The organism is Glycocaulis alkaliphilus (assembly GCF_004000605.1).
Taxonomy (GTDB): domain Bacteria; phylum Pseudomonadota; class Alphaproteobacteria; order Caulobacterales; family Maricaulaceae; genus Glycocaulis; species Glycocaulis alkaliphilus.
The window spans coordinates 2,780,227-2,797,821 of sequence record NZ_CP018911.1; the positions used below are offsets into that span (position 1 = coordinate 2,780,227).

At 63.2% G+C, this 17,595-nt stretch carries 17 protein-coding genes and 1 riboswitch; of the genes, 15 read left to right on the top strand and 2 right to left on the bottom strand.

Going from position 1 to position 17,595, the window contains the following annotated elements; all coding sequences use genetic code 11:
• Positions 1-65 precede the first annotated feature (65 nt).
• The 7 genes from X907_RS13175 (at position 66) to X907_RS13205 (ending at position 9,450) form a co-directional block, all read left to right on the top strand.
• Positions 66-1,925 carry a HEAT repeat domain-containing protein gene (locus X907_RS13175; protein ID WP_127568744.1) on the top strand — a complete coding sequence of 620 codons (1,860 nt, stop codon included), beginning with the start codon at positions 66-68 and terminating at the stop codon, positions 1,923-1,925.
• A gap of 83 nt (positions 1,926-2,008) precedes the next feature.
• Positions 2,009-3,460, top strand: a complete 1,452-nt coding sequence (locus tag X907_RS13180) for a M20/M25/M40 family metallo-hydrolase (protein WP_170175569.1) — start codon at positions 2,009-2,011, stop codon at positions 3,458-3,460.
• 205 nt (positions 3,461-3,665) lie between these two features.
• Entirely contained in the window at positions 3,666-4,886 is a 1,221-nt protein-coding gene (locus tag X907_RS13185) for a dipeptidase (protein ID WP_127568748.1), read from the top strand.
• A 232-nt stretch (positions 4,887-5,118) separates the two neighbouring features.
• A complete protein-coding gene (locus X907_RS13190; RefSeq protein WP_127568750.1) occupies positions 5,119-5,511 on the top strand; it encodes a hypothetical protein in 393 nt (130 codons plus the stop codon).
• 50 nt (positions 5,512-5,561) lie between these two features.
• Positions 5,562-5,661, top strand: a riboswitch (TPP riboswitch).
• Positions 5,662-5,842: 181 nt separating this feature from the next.
• Complete coding sequence (thiC, locus tag X907_RS13195; protein WP_127568752.1) at positions 5,843-7,738, top strand: phosphomethylpyrimidine synthase ThiC; 1,896 nt, start codon at positions 5,843-5,845, stop codon at positions 7,736-7,738.
• Positions 7,739-7,807: 69 nt separating this feature from the next.
• Positions 7,808-8,821 carry a hypothetical protein gene (locus tag X907_RS13200; RefSeq protein WP_127568754.1) on the top strand — a complete coding sequence of 338 codons (1,014 nt, stop codon included), beginning with the start codon at positions 7,808-7,810 and terminating at the stop codon, positions 8,819-8,821.
• Positions 8,818-9,450 (top strand): GTP pyrophosphokinase, encoded by a 633-nt coding sequence (locus X907_RS13205; protein WP_170175570.1) that lies wholly within the window; start codon positions 8,818-8,820, stop codon positions 9,448-9,450. Before X907_RS13200 ends, X907_RS13205 begins: the two co-directional genes overlap by 4 nt.
• A 135-nt stretch (positions 9,451-9,585) precedes the next feature.
• On the opposite strand, the gene X907_RS13210 is transcribed toward X907_RS13205, so the two are convergent.
• Complete coding sequence (locus X907_RS13210; protein ID WP_127568758.1) at positions 9,586-10,275, bottom strand: YggS family pyridoxal phosphate-dependent enzyme; 690 nt, start codon at positions 10,273-10,275, stop codon at positions 9,586-9,588.
• Here X907_RS13210 and X907_RS13215 point away from each other — a divergent pair.
• Positions 10,274-10,873, top strand: coding sequence for a thiamine phosphate synthase (locus X907_RS13215; protein WP_170175571.1), 600 nt, complete (start codon positions 10,274-10,276; stop codon positions 10,871-10,873). The two genes, X907_RS13210 and X907_RS13215, sit on opposite strands and share 2 nt — an antisense overlap.
• Here the strand turns inward: X907_RS13215 and X907_RS13220 are convergent.
• Positions 10,834-11,685 carry a Rossmann-fold NAD(P)-binding domain-containing protein gene (locus tag X907_RS13220; RefSeq protein ID WP_127568762.1) on the bottom strand — a complete coding sequence of 284 codons (852 nt, stop codon included), beginning with the start codon at positions 11,683-11,685 and terminating at the stop codon, positions 10,834-10,836. The genes X907_RS13215 and X907_RS13220 overlap by 40 nt on opposite strands.
• 72 nt (positions 11,686-11,757) lie before the next feature.
• Here X907_RS13220 and X907_RS13225 point away from each other — a divergent pair, with 72 nt between their 5' ends.
• From X907_RS13225 to X907_RS13255, 7 genes are all read left to right on the top strand, one after another.
• Complete coding sequence (locus X907_RS13225) at positions 11,758-12,423, top strand: tetratricopeptide repeat protein (RefSeq protein WP_127568764.1); 666 nt, start codon at positions 11,758-11,760, stop codon at positions 12,421-12,423.
• A 124-nt stretch (positions 12,424-12,547) separates the two neighbouring features.
• The gene (locus X907_RS13230; protein WP_127568766.1) at positions 12,548-12,817 is read left to right on the top strand and encodes an usg protein; all 270 of its coding nucleotides are present in this window, start codon (positions 12,548-12,550) and stop codon (positions 12,815-12,817) included.
• Between the two features lie 69 nt (positions 12,818-12,886).
• Positions 12,887-13,471, top strand: coding sequence for a tetratricopeptide repeat protein (locus X907_RS13235; RefSeq protein WP_127568768.1), 585 nt, complete (start codon positions 12,887-12,889; stop codon positions 13,469-13,471).
• Positions 13,395-14,405, top strand: a complete 1,011-nt coding sequence (locus X907_RS13240) for an alpha/beta fold hydrolase (protein ID WP_233352395.1) — start codon at positions 13,395-13,397, stop codon at positions 14,403-14,405. The genes X907_RS13235 and X907_RS13240 overlap by 77 nt, the downstream gene beginning before the upstream one ends.
• A gap of 84 nt (positions 14,406-14,489) precedes the next feature.
• Complete coding sequence (locus X907_RS13245; protein ID WP_127568770.1) at positions 14,490-14,783, top strand: DUF2312 domain-containing protein; 294 nt, start codon at positions 14,490-14,492, stop codon at positions 14,781-14,783.
• Between the two features lie 14 nt (positions 14,784-14,797).
• Positions 14,798-15,364 carry a hypothetical protein gene (locus X907_RS14505; RefSeq protein ID WP_179951430.1) on the top strand — a complete coding sequence of 189 codons (567 nt, stop codon included), beginning with the start codon at positions 14,798-14,800 and terminating at the stop codon, positions 15,362-15,364.
• Positions 15,365-15,553: 189 nt separating this feature from the next.
• Positions 15,554-17,572 carry a TonB-dependent receptor plug domain-containing protein gene (locus tag X907_RS13255; protein ID WP_170175572.1) on the top strand — a complete coding sequence of 673 codons (2,019 nt, stop codon included), beginning with the start codon at positions 15,554-15,556 and terminating at the stop codon, positions 17,570-17,572.
• The last annotated feature ends 23 nt before the right edge of the window (positions 17,573-17,595 follow it).

The following is a 17,595-nucleotide window of genomic DNA, read 5'->3' on the forward strand; positions in this document are numbered from 1 at the left end:
CACCTTTCCCTCGCAACAGCTTTCGATTGTGGCAGACTGCACACCTCGAACGAGGGGAGGTATTCATGCTCGCCATCATCGCGGCCCTGTCACTCATGCAGGCAGGGGAGGACATGATCACCCGCGACGAGCTGGCCGCCATCGCGGATTGCGCCTCACCAGCTGAGTGTCTGGAGCTGATCGAGAACAGCAGGCGCGGGTATGTCGATCCACCTGCCTTGTATCTCACTGCCCGGACGGCGCTTCGCCATTTCGGTATGGATGCGGTCACCGAACTGGATGCGTGGGCAGGCGAGGTCTACCGGAAGAGACGGATGGTCGACAACATCCTGTCTGGCTGGCCGAATACCGATACTGCCGAACTCGCACGCGTTGCGGAGCTCCTGTCGACTGACACCCTCCCGCAACTGCCGGCGCTGCCGCCAGCCGATGTGCCAGACGCATTGCTCCCCTATCTCGAGCGCCTGCCGACGAACACCCTCGCCCGGCGTTTTGGTTATGCTGCGCGAGAGCGCCTGTTGATGAGTTACGTGCCCGAGCCTGAAGGTAGCGTTAGCCCGTCACCGGAACATGACGTCTATGAGCACCTGTCCCCAAGACTATATCCGTTCCTGGAGAACCCTTATTCCATTGGTGATGCCTACCTGCTGGCCGATGACTGGACCCGGATCGCGCAGGACACAGATGAGCCGATTGAACGCCGTGCTGCCGCGCTACGGGGCATCAGGGATCTCGGCCCCGACGCGCTGGCTTTCGTTCACCGGATTCGGGACTTGGAACCGGACCTGCTCACCGGGCTTGCGCGCTCAACTCGGAGGACTGTTCTCGACCCGGAGATGGCAGATGATATGGCAGGTGACTGCGCGCGGCTGGGACAGAGCCTCGCCGCCACACGTCCTTGGCGAGAACTGGAACAGGACGAGGCGCTATACAGATCAATGAATCTGGAAGCGCGCTTCCACGACTGCATTCGCGATCTTGCCTATTTCGGGCGCGATGCGCGCGCCAGCGCACATCTGTTGCGCGAGTTTGCGGCGAGTGACGATTTTCGGCTTCAGATACCGTCCGTACAAGTGCTCGGCCTGATGGGCGATGCAGACTCCCTCCCGCTTCTTCGTGACATGCTGCAGGCTGAAGACTGGCAGAGTGTCTATGCCGTCAGCCTCGCATTCCGCCATGTGTCGGAGCCGGAGGATGTGGAACAGCTCAGAAGCCTCGCCGCAACCCACTGGCTTGGCGCTGTCCGTGAGGGGGCACTTGAAACTACTCACACCATGCACCTGCGCCGCGATGGTGCCGTCCACATCATCTTTGACCCGGCATACCAGATGGAGAGAGGGCGGCATTATGGCGGCGAAATCGGTACAGACCGCATCTGGCGTCCGGGAAGCTACATCCAGACCGTATTGGCGGCACCAATCATCAGGACGGCGTCAGAGTGCAGGTCAGAGGCCTTCGGCTATGAAGGCGTTGTGGTCCACCGTCGCGATGCCGAACCCTTCCCGCCTCGCCCCCATCGCGGCGCGCTGGAAATTCCGTTCGCAGACGGCATACTCGACGCCCACAATGACGGCGAATGGGGCGGGGAGCTCGGCTGGACAGCCGGCGACGGCCCTGAGCGCGCCATCGTTATCCGCGACAATATCGTGGGGGTAGCAACCGCAGACCCGCAGACATTGGTTGTGGCGACGGGCCTCGCCCACATAGTAAATTCCCAAGGCAATCTCTACCGCGTGGACTGGCGCGGTGAAGAAGACTGGACCGTCACGCGCATTTCCACCCTGCCCAGCACCCCGCGCTGGCTCGCCCGGCTGGACGAGGAGCGCTTCGCGGTGGCAACGGCTCATGGCCTGATCGTGTTTGACCGGGAGCGCATTATAGGGCTCGGCCATTGCGAGCCCGGCCCGCCTGCGGCGCGCAACTGAGACGGCCCTGCCCGCTTGGCGTTTCATCAGCCGCGTTCTAGCCTTCCAGGCGAACAATGAGAACCGCCGGGGAGGGCCAGGCCATGAAACTCAACATCGCAGCCATTGCGGGCGCGGGCCTGCTGCTCTTAAGCGCCTGTGCGCAGCCGCCCGCCACGCCGGACGCCATTGAGCCAAACCCCTCCACCCGATCCGCAGAGGCGCTGGCCCTGAGCTTAAGCGAGGCGATCCGGTTTGAGACCATTTCCGAGATGGGTAACCCCGATGCCAGCCGGGCCGAGTTCGACGCTTTCCGTGACTGGCTCGCGGCCAGCTTCCCGCTGGTGCATGCGCGCATGGCCCCGGAAGACATTTTGCACGGTTCGCTCTGGTACACGCTGGAAGGGACGAACCCCGCGCTCGATCCGATTGTCATTCTCGCCCACCAGGACGTGGTGCCGGTGGAGCCGGGCACCGAAGACCAGTGGGTGTATCCACCCTTCTCCGGCACGATAGCGGACGGCTATGTCTGGGGGCGCGGCACGCTCGACATGAAGGGCTTCCTCGTCATGGCTGTAGCGGCGATGGAGACCCTGCTGGAAGAGGGCTTCACGCCTGAACGCACCATCCATATCGGGTTTGGCCATGATGAGGAGGTGGGCGGCACCGGCGCCGTGGCGATGGCAGAGCGGCTGGAGGCGCAAGGCCGCCGGGCCTGGTTCGTGCTCGATGAAGGCGGCACCTCAATCGAGACCTTCCCGATGACGGGCGGGCCGGTGGGCCTCATAGGCGTGGGCGAGAAGGGCTTTCTCTCGGTGGAGATCACCGCGCGGGCGCGCGGCGGGCATTCCTCCTCCCCTCCGCCGGAAACGGCCATCGGGCTGCTTTCCCGCGCCATCAACGCCATTGTCGACAATCCGTTCGAGCACCGCATCGACCATCCGGTGCCGGACATGATGCGCGCGCTCGCCCCGGAAATGGACGGGATGGCGGGCTTCGTGATGGCGCGCCCTGTCCTCTTCGGCTCGGTCCTGCGCGGTCAGATGATGGAGGATGACGCGACAAGAGCCACGATCGGCACCACCATCGCGCCAACCATCATCACCGGCGGTACGGTCGCCAATGTGCTGCCGCAGGAAGCCCGCGCAATCATCAATCTGCGCCTGCACCCGCGCGACAGTGCTGAGAGCGCGCTCGCCCATATGCGCGGCGCGGTCAGCCATCTGGACGGCGTAACGATTGAGCCGGTGGGCCGCATCTCCGACGCGCCGCCGATCAGCGCCACTTCGGGCCGGGCATGGGAGATCATTGCAGGCGCAGCCGTCAGCCATCTGCCCGATGGCGCGCCCGTCGTGCCTAACCTCCTCACCGCCGCCACGGACTCGCGCGCCTTCAAGGATGTGGCCGACCATATCTACCGCTATGCGCCCATGCGGATGGAGATGGACGATCTCTCGCGCATTCACGGCGATAACGAACGCATCCGCATCGACGCCTTGCCCGGCATGGTCAGCTATTTCCGCACGGTGATCCATGAGGCCGGGATGGAGGGGTGAGGGTCCTTACGCTCCTCGTCGTTCCCGCGCAGGCGGGAACCCAGAGCCGCATTCAGTGTCTTTGTCCTACTATCTCTGGATGCCCGCCTCCGCGGGCATGACGAGATGGAAAGAACGGTGAAGCCCCCTTCCACACCCGTCCCCTTGCCCTCCGGCGCGCCAGCGACTTAGCTGGCACCAAGAGATTCACAAGGGGACACCTTCCATGCTGCGTACACTCATCACCGCCGCCGCCATCGCGCCCTTCATCGCCGGAGCGGGGCTCGCCCAGGAGCTCTCCGAGCTGGAGGTGCGTGAGATTCACGACCGCATCCTGACCATCGACACCCATGTCGACATCCCCACCGGCTATGCCACGCATTTGATCGATCCCAATACCTGGACGCGCCTGCAGGTGGACCTGCCCAAGATGCGCGCAGGCGGGCTCGATGCGGCTTTCTTCATCGTCTATGTGCAGCAGCGCGATCTCGACGAAGAGGGCTATGCCACCGCCCGCGCGCGCGCCGAGGAGACCTATCAGGCGATCATGCGCATGGTGCGCGCCAATCCGGAGCGCATCGCACTGGCCACTACCGCCGACGAGGTGGAAGAGATTTACGCCTCTGGCCGTCTGATCGCCCTTATCGGCATCGAGAACAGCTATTTCATGGGCGAGAATATCGAGGAGGAGGTGCCGCTCTGGGCCGCCAGAGGCGCGCGCTATGCCGCCCTCACCCATTTTAGAAATAACCAGTTTGGCGGCAGCTCCAACCCGGACCTCTCCGCCGGTGATCCGATGGAGGATCCGGGCCTGACTGATCTTGGCCGCCGGCTGGTGGAGCTCCTGAATGATCACGGCATCATGGTCGACATCTCCCATGTCGGCCCGCGCACCTCGCTGGAAGCCATCCGGATGTCGCGCGCGCCGATCATCGCCAGTCACTCGGGCGCCCGCGCGGTCTATGACCATCCGCGCAACCTCACCGATGAGCTGCTGGAGGCGATCCGCGATAATGGCGGCGTGGCGCAGATGGTCGCCTTCCGCTCATACCTGCGCGCGATTGATCCGGGCCTCACCGCCGCCATCGCAGAGCTGCGCACCGAGTTCGGGCTTGACCAGCCGGGCGGCTGGGAGCGCTCCACGCCGGAAAGCCGGGCACAGTATCAGGAACGCGTCGCCGCCCTGCGCGCAGAGTATCCTGACGCAACCGTGGCCGACATGGCTGACCATATCGACCACGCGGTCGCCGTAGCCGGGATCGACCATGTCGGCATCGTGTCGGACTTTGATGGCGGCGGCGGGGTGCGCGGCTGGGACGATGCGTCCGAAACCCCGAACGTGACCGCAGAACTCTTGCGCCGGGGCTATTCCGAAGAGGACATCGCCAAGCTGTGGGGCGGCAATGTGCTGCGCGTCATGCGCGGTGTCGAGGCGGCGGCGAGGTAGGGGGGCCGCCTTCCCGGCCTCACTTTTCCTCCCCCGTTCACGGGGGAGGTGCTGAGCGAAGCGAGGCGGAGGGGGGAGTTGTTTCGTGCAATCCCCCCCTCGGCCTTTCAGGCCACTCCCCCCGTAAACGGGGGGAGAAACGAGGCTGCTCTCCCCACTCATCCCTTGCACCCCCTCCCCTCCGGGCGTAGCGTTTCACCGCTGGGGGCGGCGCTGTGATGGAGATGCCATCATGGCTGAATTGACAGTGATCCTCGCCCAGATACTGGGCGGATACATGCTGGTGATGGGCGTGGCGATGCTGATCGACCGCACGCTGATTACCCGCCTGCTGGCCCGGCTGGACGAGGATATCGGCCTGACCGTCACCATGGGCCTGATCGCGCTCGTCATCGGGCTTGTTATCGCGGCCACGCACACGCGCTGGGACAATCCGCTGGCCATTATCGTCACCCTGGTGGGCTGGGCCGCGATTGTTGAAGGCGCACTGATCCTGTGGCTGCAGAACCGCTTCATGGGCTTCTTCGCGCCGTGGTTCGCCCGCCCCGTTGTGCCGCTCATCTGGGGCGTTGCCGCTCTGGTGTTCGGCGCGGCCCTGATGGCTGGCAGTTTCGGCGTCTGGTGACCGCTGGCGCGCCCTTGCGTGGCGTGCCGCTTTCCACCATGGTGGAAATCACAAGTTCCAAGGGGCGTCCCGTGTTTGTACGGGGCTGAGACAGCACCCTCAGGACCGGATCCGGGTCATGCCGGCGTCGGGATGGAGCGCAAGACGGGCAGTCAAAGTCCGTTCCGGCAAACCATATCCGCCAAAGGCATCCTCCTTTTCCTCCCCCGTTCACGGGGGAGGTGGCCTGAAAGGCCGGAGGGGGGAATGCTCCAGAAAAGGTCCCCCCTCCGTCAGCTGCGCTGACACCTCCCCCGCAAGCGGGGGAGGAAATCGATGCCAGGAGACCGCCATGAACAAGCCCGTCAGCCAGTCCGAATTTCCCACCCCAACCGTCACCACAGGGCCGCTGGCCGGTTCGCGCCGCGTGTATTCGCACCCTGAGGCCGCGCCGCATCTGGCCGTGCCGCACCGCGAAGTGGAACTGCACCCGACGGCCATGGAGCCGCCGGTGCGCGTCTATGACTGCTCCGGCCCCTATACCGATCCGGCGGCGACCATCGATGTGGAAAAGGGCCTGCCCCGCACCCGTATCGACTGGGTAAAGGCAAGGGGGCATGTGGAAGAGTATGAGGGCCGCCCGCTCTCCCCGCTCGATAATGGCGGGGCTACGGGCAAGTATCTCGCGCGCGCCTTCCCGGTGCGTCACACGCCCCTTCGCGGCACCGGCACCGGCCCCGTCACGCAGATGGAGTTTGCGAAGGCCGGCATCATCACCGAGGAGATGATCTACGCCGCCGAGCGCGAAAATCTCGGCCGTGCGCGGGCGCTCTCCGGCGCCGCCGAACGCCATGCCGATGGGGAAAGCTTTGGCGCAGAAGTGCCCCAGTTTGTGACGCCGGAATTTGTGCGCTCAGAGATTGCGCGCGGCCGGGCGATCATCCCGGCGAACATCAACCATGGCGAGCTGGAGCCCATGGTGATCGGGCGGAACTTCCTGGTGAAGATCAACGCCAATATCGGCAATTCCGCCGTCGCTTCTTCCGTGGAGGAAGAGGTGGACAAGATGGTCTGGGCCATCCGCTGGGGCGGGGACACGGTGATGGACCTCTCTACGGGCAAGAACATCCACAACACGCGCGAATGGATATTGCGCAATTCGCCCGTCCCCATCGGCACGGTGCCGATCTATCAGGCCCTCGAAAAGGTGGGCGGCATCGCCGAAGACCTCACCTTCGACATCTTCGCCGACACGCTCATCGAGCAGGCCGAGCAGGGGGTGGACTATTTCACCATCCATGCCGGGGTGCGGCTTCCTTATGTGCCGCTGACGGCCAACCGGGTGACGGGTATCGTCTCTCGCGGCGGCTCGATCATGGCCAAGTGGTGCCTTGCCCACCACAAGGAGAGCTTCCTCTATGAGCGCTTTGAGGAAATCTGCGAGATCATGCGCGCCTATGACGTGTCCTTCTCGCTGGGCGATGGGCTGCGCCCCGGTTCCATCGCCGATGCCAATGACCGCGCCCAGTTTGCCGAGCTGGAAACGCTGGGCGAGCTGACCAAGATCGCCTGGGAGCGCGGCTGTCAGGTGATGATCGAGGGGCCGGGCCATGTGCCCATGCACAAGATCAAGGTGAATATGGAAAAGCAGCTCGCCGTATGCGGCGAGGCGCCCTTCTACACGCTCGGGCCGCTCACCACCGATATTGCGCCCGGCTATGACCATATCACCAGCGGTATTGGCGCGGCGATGATCGGCTGGTTCGGCACCGCCATGCTCTGCTATGTCACGCCGAAGGAGCACTTAGGCCTGCCAGACCGCGATGACGTGAAAACCGGCGTCATCACCTACAAGATCGCCGCCCACGCGGCCGATCTCGCCAAGGGCCACCCTGCGGCGAAGCTGCGCGATGATGCGCTAAGCCGCGCCCGCTTCGAGTTCCGCTGGGAGGATCAGTTCAACCTCAGCCTCGATCCCGATACCGCGCGCGACTTCCACGACCAGACCCTGCCGAAAGATGCCCATAAGGTGGCCCATTTCTGCTCCATGTGCGGGCCGAAATTCTGCTCGATGAAGATCACGCAGGACATTCGCGACCAGTTCGGCACGGCGCGCGCGCCCAACGCCCCTCACCCTGAGGAGGGGGCCTCAGCCCCCGTCTCGAAGGACGAGGCCGAACAGGGCATGGCGGAGATGAGCGAGAAGTTCAAGGAGCTGGGCGGGGAGATTTATCTGGAGAAGGAGTGAGGGGTTGCCAGAAGGCCTTGTCACAACCAGAACGGACTGCGACAGTAATGTTGAAATGGGGGCCGTCGCATGCCGATTGAATCTATACACACGTATCTCGTGCATCCTCGTGCGCAGGGTGACGAGCACAGGAACATCGGCGGCATCGACGTGCCCCTTAACGGCAAACTGTTTGATACTCTAAACAGCGTCTATGAGAAGTCTGATGATGAATGTGACATCGACATTGCCTTCGTCCCTAATGGCGGGCGTCAGCAAAACGACTGTCGTGATCTAATTCTCAGCTACATTCGAGATCGGTCGCTTGATACTGGGAGGTTAATTGCAAACCGCTTGCGAGAGCATACAACCAATCGCTCCAAGCAGGGACTCCTAGTTCTCATGTATGGCCGGGAGGGTTCAGACCATCGGCTAGTCATCTCGCGGTATCCCACCAACACCGGAATTTTAGCTGAAGAAAATGCTAGGGGCTTAGACGTGCAGTTTCTTGAGCGTGTCTTTATGAGAAGCGCTTATTCATACAAGGCTGCCGTATATCAGCATGCGTCGCTCGAGCGGTTTTGGGACGGTCGCGCCGTCGACAAGCAAATTTCTAGCCGATCCCTTCCCACACCGGAATACTGGATACACGGCTTCCTGCATTCCGACTTCAGAACAACTTCTGCGCAAGGCACTCGTCGCCTCGCGGTGGCACTGAAAAAAGCGATTGGCTCGGTCGACAACTTGGAGCTTAAACAGGAGCTTGTTGCAGCCGCGACGCTCGCACGGGGAATGGCTGGCCAAGCGACAAGCGTGAGTGGTTTTTGCGATAGATTTAACCTCTCGGTTCTCGCACGAGAGGCGATTATGTCAAATTTGCCCAATACCGCCGTTGCAGCTGAACAGTTTTCGCTAGATGTGGCAGTCTTCGATCAAGAGGTTGCGTATCGAACCATTCAATTGGATTCTGGAGTATTCATCGCCGCTTCTGCTAGAGAATTCGAGGGATTGGTCAACCGTGAAGAACTCGATGACGGCCAAGAGCGCTTCAGTGTCACGGGCCACATTATCAATGAGCGGCTAAGGCGCGGGAGCTTATCGTGATTGATCTTAGGGCTACATACGAGCAACGTTATAATGACGTCCTACTCCCTCTTGCGACAAATCTGGAACTCTATATTCGTGATATATTTGCAGGAATAGAAAGAATTGATAGAATTTCCGTAAGGCCAAAATCAATAGATAGATTTATTTCAAAATCTCTGGCGAAGAATGAAGCTGGCACAAATAAGTATAGCGATCCTCTAGAACAGATTCAGGATCAGATCGGCGCGCGGATTATAGTTTTATTCAAACAAGATGTCGAAAAGATATCTAATATAGCTGAAGAAAGCTTCAGGTATGTGGAAAATAAGGACGTAGAGCCAGAGGCCGTTTATGAGTTCAGTTATTTTGGAAAACATTTTATCTCATTGATACCGCATGATGTTTTGGATGACACTTGGCCTAGGGCCATAATCCCAGGGTTTTTTGAATTGCAAATTAAAACCGTATTTCAGCACGCGTGGTCAGAAGCCAGCCATGATGTTGGGTACAAACCGATGTTGGGTGAACTATCACGTGAAGATAAGCGAGCGCTTGCTTTCGCATCTGCCCAAGCGTGGGGAGCAGACAAAGCTTTTGCTGATATTTTTGACCAGCTCTCTGTGCGTGCTGCAATGCAAAAAGCCTAACGGCTCCTCTCGATCGCTATCTACTCGTCATTCCCGCGCAGGCGGGAATCCAGAGATCGTAGAGCTCAGGCGGTGGATATGGCTCTGGGTTCCAGCTTGCGCCGGAATGATCAGGGAGTGGAAGTGCGATCGCCCCTACCCTTCCCGCTCCCCGAACAGGGCCGAGCCGACGCGCACCGAGGTCGCGCCGAGGCGGGCGGCAAGGGCATAGTCCGCGCTCATGCCCATGGAGAGTTTTTCAACGCCCGCCGCGCGCGCGAGCTTGGCCAGCAGCGCAAAATGCAGGCTCGCCGGTTCTTCCACCGGCGGAATGCACATCAGCCCTTCAATGCCCTGCGGCATCAGGGCCCGCATCTGCGCCACGAAGGCGGGCACATCCTTTGGCGCAATGCCGGCCTTTTGCGGTTCCTCGCCGGTATTGACCTGCACATAGAGGCGCGGGGCACGGCCCGTCTTCTCCATGGCTTTCAGGATTGCGCGGGCGAGCTTTTCCCGGTCCAGCGTCTCGATCACGTCAAAAAGGGCGACGGCCTCATCGGCCTTGTTGGTCTGCAAGGGGCCGACAAGGCGCAGTTCCAGATCCGGATAGGCCGCGCGCCGGGCGCTCCAGCGCGTCATCGCTTCCTGCACCCGGTTTTCACCGAACACACGCTGGCCGCTTGCAAGGGCTTCCTCGATGCGCGCCTCGGACTGCATTTTGGAAACGGCAACGAGCGTCACATCTGCGGGTGAGCGCCCGCCCGCCTTGGCAGCGCCGGCCAATTCCTCAAGGATGGCGGCGCGGCGCATCGAAATCGTGTGTGTATCGGCTGGAGTGTGTGTCATGGCGGGCCTCACCTATGCGCGAACAGGCGCGCTGGCAAGGGAGCGGGCGCTCGCCCTACCACGCCTGTTCGCCTTCACCGACCCGGCGCGCACGCCCGATCCGCTGGGCCTGGCGCAGCATTTGCCCGGCGGAACCGGCCTGATCCTTCGCCATTTCGGACGCGATGATCTTAAAAGCCTAGCCGCACCTCTGGCTCAGTCTGCCCGCAGGCAGGGCTTCGCGCTTTTCATCGCCGCTGATCCGGTGCTGGCGCTGAAGGTGGAAGCGGACGGCGTCCACTGGCCGGAGCGGTGCCTCGCAGAACTGCGCCGCTGGCGGCACAAGGCCCCGCATCTTCTGGTCACCGCCTCCGCGCACACGCCTGCAGCCCTTCGCCGCGCGGCGAAGCTGGCCGACGCGGTGTTCCTCTCGCCTGTCTTTCCCTCAAACAGTGCCAGCGCGGGCGCGCCTCTGGGGCTCATCCGGGCCGCCAGCATGGCAAGACAGGTATCCACGCCCGTACTGGCGCTCGGCGGCGTGGCGCTGCATGATCTGGCAGCTTTGCAGGCGCGCGGGTTTTACGGCGCGGGCGCGGTCGACGCCTTTTCGGCGGCATAAATCGCCGCCAGCCCCTCCCGGTAGGACGGGAAAGCGGGCCGCCAGCCAAGCACCTGCTTGGCGCGCGCATTCGATACCCTCCGGTTTGCCGAATAGAAGCTCGCCTGCATCGGGCTCATCGCGCCCTTGTCAAAAGCTTCCTCCATGGGCGGCTCAACGCCCAGCAGGCGTGCCGCCTCTTCCACGACAGTGGGCTGCGGGCAAGGACAGTCATCGGCAAGGTTGAACACGCCGTCGGCCTCCGGCCGGGCCATGGCCAGCAGCAGCGCCTCGACAATGTCATCCACGTGAATCCGGCTGAAGACCTGGCCGGGCTTGATGATGCGGCGCGCACGGCCCTCGCGCAGCTTGTCGAACGTGCTGTATCCGGGCCCGTATATGCCCGCCAGCCGGAAGATGCGCGCACCCGCCGCCTGCCAGCCTGCTTCGGCTTCAGCCCGCCAGACAGAGCGGGGCTCAACCGGGTCCAGCCTGTCCCATTCAAACGCCCAGCCGCCGCGCCGGTCGCCATAGACGCCTGTGGTGGAGAGATAGCCCACCCAGCGGGATTTCAGCATTCGAGCGTCGAGCAAGGGCAGGAAGGGGTCGCCCGCCTCGCCCGGCGGCGCGCTGACGAGAACATGGCTCGCCTCCCGCACAGCCTCCTCGATGACGCCCGGCCCTGTGCCGGTCAGGAGCGGGGTGATGCCTTGCGCACGCAGACCTTCGGCCTTGCCTCCATCACGCGTCGTGGCGGTCATTCTCGCGGTTGCGGCCAGACGCCGCGCTGTTGCATTCGCGACATAGCCAAAGCCGAGGAAAAGCATTCTCATGGTATCACCCATAGACCGTGGCTGCGTTAACGCGTTAGCGTGCATCGGGTTCAAGTGACAGGATATAGGCCGATGCGCGGGATTTGCGGGATTTTAAGCGCTGCGGCGCTGCTGGCGGGTCATGCCACGCCAGCGCTGGCGCAGGAGGCCGGGACCAGTTTTGAACAGGCCCAGTATGAGGCCTGCCTGAACCTCATCAACGAAAATCCTGAAGCCGCCTACGAGGAAGGCCTTGCCTGGCGCGCGCAAGGCGGCAGCTGGCCGGCCATGCATTGCATCGCGCTGTCACAGGTGGCGCTCGGCCAGTACGGCATTGCCGCCCGCCGCCTTGAAAGCACGGCAGAAGGCGCGGTTGTCGCCACCGACGAGACCCGCGCCATCATGTTCGGACAGGCCGGCGATGCCTGGCTCGCCGCCAATGAGCCGGCCAATGCAGAGCGCGCTTTCCGGCGGGGCCGCGATTTCGGACCCGGCGATGCAGGCCTCGCTCTGGGCGTGGCCGAGGCCGCAATCCTGCAGGAAAACTGGGCGAACGCGCAGACGGCGGCAGGCGATGCCATCGGGCTTGATGCCGGTCTGGCCCGCGGCTGGCAGATACGCGCACAGGCACATCTTGAACAGGGCAATCTGGATGCCGCTTCCGCCGACCTCAACGAGGCACTGGCCCGCGATGGCGAGAATATCGAGGCGCTTGTCCTGCGCGGCCGCATCGCAGAGGCACGCCGCACGGGCGGATAGCTGTTAGCACACGGACGATCCGGCTGCCAACAACATACAGAAATCATTCATGAATTTGCGTGCAGGCTCTTGCCTGACAGGGTGGCTTTCGTCAAGCTCTCCCTCGTCGGTTATGGAGAGGGCCATGAGCGAATCTGACTTTGCCGCGCAGTTGAGGGGCGCACGCCTGACCACGGCGGAAATCCTCTATTACCGCCCCGATTTTCCCAGCCTTCTGCAGAGCTTCAGCTGGCAGACGCAGGACATCGCGCCGGAATTTCCCCGCCTGCAACAGTTTCTCGATCACTGGCGGCGCGAGATCGAGGCGGTGATCCATTCAGTACGCATCGCCCATGCGGGCCTGATAAAGCCCGCTGAATGGCGCGGAGCGGTGCTGATGGAACGGCTTCATTAGGCCCGCGGCCAGTAAAGGCGCTGAGACCAGCGGCTTGCCGCGCCGCAGTGCGCCGCTATCCTTGCGTGCATGATCGCGCTTCTCGCTTCTCTGGTTCTGGCACTCGCTGCCATACCGCCCGGCATTACCCTGACCCCTGAGGGGCAGGAAGAAGCGCGCGCGAGCCTGACGCTGGAAGAGCGGCTGGATGAACGCCTTGCTGCGCTGGCTGCCGCGTCATCGGAAAGTCAGGGTGAGACCATTGCCGACGAGGTGCGCTCCATCTGGCGCCAGTCAGGCGGGGCAACCGCCTCGCTCCTGCTTGACCGGGCCGAGCAGGCGATAGCCGAGCGTGATCTGGAGACGGCCCAGCGCGCCTATGCGCATCTGCGTATTCTGGAACCTGATTTTGCTGAAGGCTGGATGGCCGCCGGACAGCTCGCCATGGCGCGCGGGGACTGGAGCTTTGCCCTTGATGCACTGACCGAAGCGGTCAATCTGGAACCGCGCCGGTTTGATGCCTATGCGCTTCTGGGGCGCACGCTGGAACGGGCGAGTGAACCGGCAGCCGCCCTCGCCGCGTATGAAGAGGCATTGCGTGTCCATCCCTGGCACCCGCAAGCCCGTCAGGCTCGCGCGCGCCTCGAAAACCAGCTGGCAGGCCGTGCGCTTTAATCTGACCGTTCTCACCGCGTGTTTCCTCATCCTCACCGCCTGCGCCGGAGGCCGTGCCATGCCCGTTGGCGATGATCCGCTTTCACCCATCGGCCAGTTCATCGAGATCGATGGCACACGCCTGCATTATCACGTAACCGGACCGGAAGGTGCATCGCCGGTGCTCGTATTGCACGGCGCATCGGCAAATCTGCGCGAACCGCTGATGGGGCTGGGAGAGGCTCTCAGAGACGAGCGCGTGATCTGGCTGGACCGGCCGGGCCTTGGCCATTCGCAGCGCCCCTCCGGACGGTGGAACCCGCAAGCCGAGGCCGCACTGATCGCGCAATTTCTTGAGGCGGTCGACGCAGGCCCCATCATTGTCACCGGACATTCCTGGGGCGGAGCGATTTCCTTGCGCCTCGCCATGGATCACCCGCAAGCCGTGTCTGGCATTGTCCTCGTGGCACCTGCCGTCCGGGCCAATGTGGGCGAGGCCGCGCTCTATAACCGCGCCACGCACTGGCCCGTCATCGGCCCGGTCATCACGCGGCTGGTCGTGCCGACCTATGGCCGCGCCCAGCTGGAATCCGGCGCCGCCAGCGCCTTCGCGCCCGACCCCGTGCCTGAAGGTTATGTGGAAGAGACCGCCCTCGCCCTCCTGCTGGAGGCGCGCGTGTGGACGGCCAATGCCGCCGACATGGCCAATGTGAACGCGCATCTGGAAGCCCAGGAAGGGCGTTACGGCGAGATCAGGCAGCCCACGATCATTCTGGCGGGTACTGAGGACAGCGTGGTTGCCACCCGCCGCCATTCCGTGCCCGTGGCTGAAACCATGCGCAATGCCGAGCTAGTCCTGATCGAAGGCGCTGGACATGCACCCCATTTTGCCCACGCAGACCGGGTGGCAGAGGCCATCATGACGGTACGCGGGCGCGCGGCAGGTGTGGATTAGGCACATACCGGCATTGCCGGGCCCGCGTTCGCGTCCTAAGCCATCAGGCCAGATACAAGCCCCTTTGCCAGATGAGGACGCCCCATGGCCGAACCCTTCAACCACTCATCCGCCGATGCCGTCAGCGCGCCCGTTCAGGGTGGCACGCCCAAGGCCGATGAACAGCTTCGCGCCATTGTCGCCCGCATCGAGCGTCTGGAAGAAGAAAAGAAGGCGCTCATGGCCGACATCAAGGAGGTCTATGACGAAGCCAAGGGCAATGGCTTTGACGTCAAAGTGCTCCGCCAGGTCATCCGCATCCGCAAGCAGGACCGCCAGGAACGCATGGAAATGGAAGCGGTGCTCGAAACCTATCTCGGCGCGCTCGGCGATCTCTGATACTTTGCGAGGCCATGGCCCGCGAGATTGACGACCGCAAGAAGAAAAAAGCCCTGCGCCGCCTCGACCGCGTGCGCCGGGCGCTGGCCGAGGCGGAAGCCGATGGCGATACCGAGGCCGCCCAAGAGGCGCGCGCCCTGCTGACCGAATGGGAAGATGAATTTCTCGGCAGCGTGGAAGAGCGGCTCAACACGTTCGGTTCTGCCTTTACCGACCCTGAGAAGGGCTCGCTGGACGAGCCGCTATCCCAGCTGCAGGCCGCCAAGCTCAAAGAGCTGGAAGCCAAGGCCAAGGGCAAGGAAACCCGGCCCTGGAAGCGCTCCAGCTTCAAGCCGAAGGAGAGGGCCCAACGCTCCAGCTTTTCTGCCAGACGCCCCGCCCGCGCGCGAACACCCGCGACATCAATGAGGATATGCCGGCAGACAGGCCGGAGGCCGGGCCGGCAACACCCCGCCCGTCTGACATCAAACCCGCCCCTGCACCAGCGCCGTCACCGGCTCCCTCGCCAGCCCCGTCACCGGCAAAACCCCGCCCCCGCTTCACCGTCATCAAGGGCGGGAAGGGGGAATAGGCTTCGCTGAGCCGGATTCCCATGCCGCCCTACTGGCATAGCCTTGCCGCCACCGCGCCTGCCCGCCTCCGCCAGTGGCGAACGGGCAGCCGCGATGATCTGTCACGCCCGCTATATTATGCAAATGCGAATGACTCGCATTGACGGCGCGTGCCGTCCCGCTATGAGAGTGCTTCGCATTTTTAATGGAGGGGTGAGCATGACTCGTTATCAGACTTTTCTGGCCGTTCTGGCCGCAACCACCGCGCTGAGTGCGCCTGCCCTCGGTCAGGCCACGCAGGAGACGCTGCCTGAGCAAGAGGAGATTGAGACGATACTCGTCATCGGGCAGGCCAGCCCGGTCTCTACCATCGACCGGGCCATGCAGTTTCAGGCGCGTCAGGTGCGGGACGTTTTCAGCACGGAACCGTCGATCGACATCGCTGGCGGCACACGCAACGGGCAGCGCATCTTCCTGCGCGGCGTTGAAGGATCGAACTTGAACATCACGGTGGACGGTGCCCGGCAGGGGCGCAATCTCTACAATCACCGGGGCGGCTTCTCCAATATCGATCCGGAATTCCTGCGCCGGGTGGACATCCAGGCGGGTCCGGCTGCAGCCGATCAGGGATTTGGCGCGCTCGGCGGCGCGATCCGGTTTGAAACCATCGACGCCCAGGACCGGCTGGCGCCGGGGCAGGATTTCGGCGCCTTCGGGCGGGTGAGTTTTGCCAGCGCCGCCGAGGCGCAGCGCGTGGCGGCCGGAGCATACGGGCGGCTGGGCGACGATGTGGGCGTACTCGCGTACGTCTCCGCTACCGATTTCCGGGACCTGCGCATTGGCGGCGGGTCGCGCGTGCCCGTTTCGGGCGGCGAGGACCGCAACCTGCTCATCAAGCTGAGCGCGCTGTCCCTTGGCGATCACACCTTGCGGGTATCCTACGAGCGCAATGACGCCTCCGGCCTGAACTTCATGCAGCGCGGTGACTATCCCTACCAGCTGCAGCCGGTCGACTTCCGGACCCGTCCTCCGCAGGACCAGTCCCTTGTCCGCGACACCTATGCGCTGCGTTATGGCTACAACCCGTCAAGCGATCTCATCGACATCCGGATTGACGCCTATACCAGCCGGAACGACTTCTTCGCACCGCAAAGCAATGCCGAACGCTTCATCAGCGACATTACCGGCGGTGATCTGCGCAACACATTCCGCTTTGCGCTGGGCACCGGCCGGCTGGAGACCACGATTGGTGCTGACTATTTCGAAGATGAAGGCACTGCGAGCCGTTCAGACGCCGGAACGTACTACTCAACCAACCGGAATACGGGCCTCTTCGTCCAAAACCGCTACTTCTCGGGGCCTCTGGCGCTCTATGCCGGGGTGCGTCACGACGATTACGCGTCAGACTACGGGCCGCGCAAGGCCCAGGGCAACGCAACATCGCTCAACCTTGGCGGTGAGTTCACTGTGATGCCGCAACTGACAGTCTTTGCCGGGTACGGTCAGGCTGCGCGTGGCTCTGGCACATTGCCCCTCCACTTTGCCCGTAACGTCCAGCCCGGCCTGATGTTCAATGGCTCGGCCACGGGAGGGCTGGATCCCGAAACCTCCGCCCAGTGGGAGGCCGGATTGCGCGGCCGGTTCGCCGATGGCCTGCCCGCAGGCGGCACGCTGAGCTATCAGCTCACAGCCTTCCGCACCGAAATCGAGGACGCCATCCTTTACTTCCAGCCCGGATCCGGCGGGCTGGGTGGCAGGCCGATCACCAATATCTTCAACTTCGATGATACGGTCCGCTTTGAAGGCTATGAGGCATCCCTCGAGTATGACAGCAGGCTGTGGAGCACGGCTCTGCGCTACAGCCACACCGACATTGCGAACATGCCTGCCGAACCGCAATTCATTGCCCGCACTGGCGCGCCGCGCGGGGACCAGTGGGTATGGGACAGCCGGATCATGGTTCGTGCCAACATCACGGCAGGTTACACCTTGCGCCACACCTCTGCCCTGACCAGCGTTCCGGCCGGGCAGATCGTCTACATCCCCAAGCCCGGCTTCACCCTGCATGACATACAGCTGAGCTGGGAGCCTGCAGCGCTGCGGGGCGCGGCACTGGACATCGCCGTCACCAACCTCACCGACGAACGCTACGTAGCGCATTCCACGCTCACGCAGGACGGGTTCGCCACCGAGGAAGCCGGCCGCGATATCCGCCTCTCGCTGAGCTATCGCTATTAGGTAAATAGGCCCTGTCAGCGCCT

Coding starts and splice junctions, on each gene's coding strand:
- X907_RS13175 (WP_127568744.1), top strand. CDS start 66: ATGCTCGCCATCATCGCGGCCCTGTCACTCATGCAGGCAGGGGAGGAC.
- X907_RS13180 (WP_170175569.1), top strand. CDS start 2,009: ATGAAACTCAACATCGCAGCCATTGCGGGCGCGGGCCTGCTGCTCTTA.
- X907_RS13185 (WP_127568748.1), top strand. CDS start 3,666: ATGCTGCGTACACTCATCACCGCCGCCGCCATCGCGCCCTTCATCGCC.
- X907_RS13190 (WP_127568750.1), top strand. CDS start 5,119: ATGGCTGAATTGACAGTGATCCTCGCCCAGATACTGGGCGGATACATG.
- thiC (WP_127568752.1), top strand. CDS start 5,843: ATGAACAAGCCCGTCAGCCAGTCCGAATTTCCCACCCCAACCGTCACC.
- X907_RS13200 (WP_127568754.1), top strand. CDS start 7,808: ATGCCGATTGAATCTATACACACGTATCTCGTGCATCCTCGTGCGCAG.
- X907_RS13215 (WP_170175571.1), top strand. CDS start 10,274: ATGGCGGGCCTCACCTATGCGCGAACAGGCGCGCTGGCAAGGGAGCGG.
- X907_RS13210 (WP_127568758.1), bottom strand. CDS start 10,275: ATGACACACACTCCAGCCGATACACACACGATTTCGATGCGCCGCGCC.
- X907_RS13220 (WP_127568762.1), bottom strand. CDS start 11,685: ATGAGAATGCTTTTCCTCGGCTTTGGCTATGTCGCGAATGCAACAGCG.
- X907_RS13225 (WP_127568764.1), top strand. CDS start 11,758: ATGCGCGGGATTTGCGGGATTTTAAGCGCTGCGGCGCTGCTGGCGGGT.
- X907_RS13230 (WP_127568766.1), top strand. CDS start 12,548: ATGAGCGAATCTGACTTTGCCGCGCAGTTGAGGGGCGCACGCCTGACC.
- X907_RS13235 (WP_127568768.1), top strand. CDS start 12,887: ATGATCGCGCTTCTCGCTTCTCTGGTTCTGGCACTCGCTGCCATACCG.
- X907_RS13245 (WP_127568770.1), top strand. CDS start 14,490: ATGGCCGAACCCTTCAACCACTCATCCGCCGATGCCGTCAGCGCGCCC.
- X907_RS14505 (WP_179951430.1), top strand. CDS start 14,798: ATGGCCCGCGAGATTGACGACCGCAAGAAGAAAAAAGCCCTGCGCCGC.
- X907_RS13255 (WP_170175572.1), top strand. CDS start 15,554: ATGACTCGTTATCAGACTTTTCTGGCCGTTCTGGCCGCAACCACCGCG.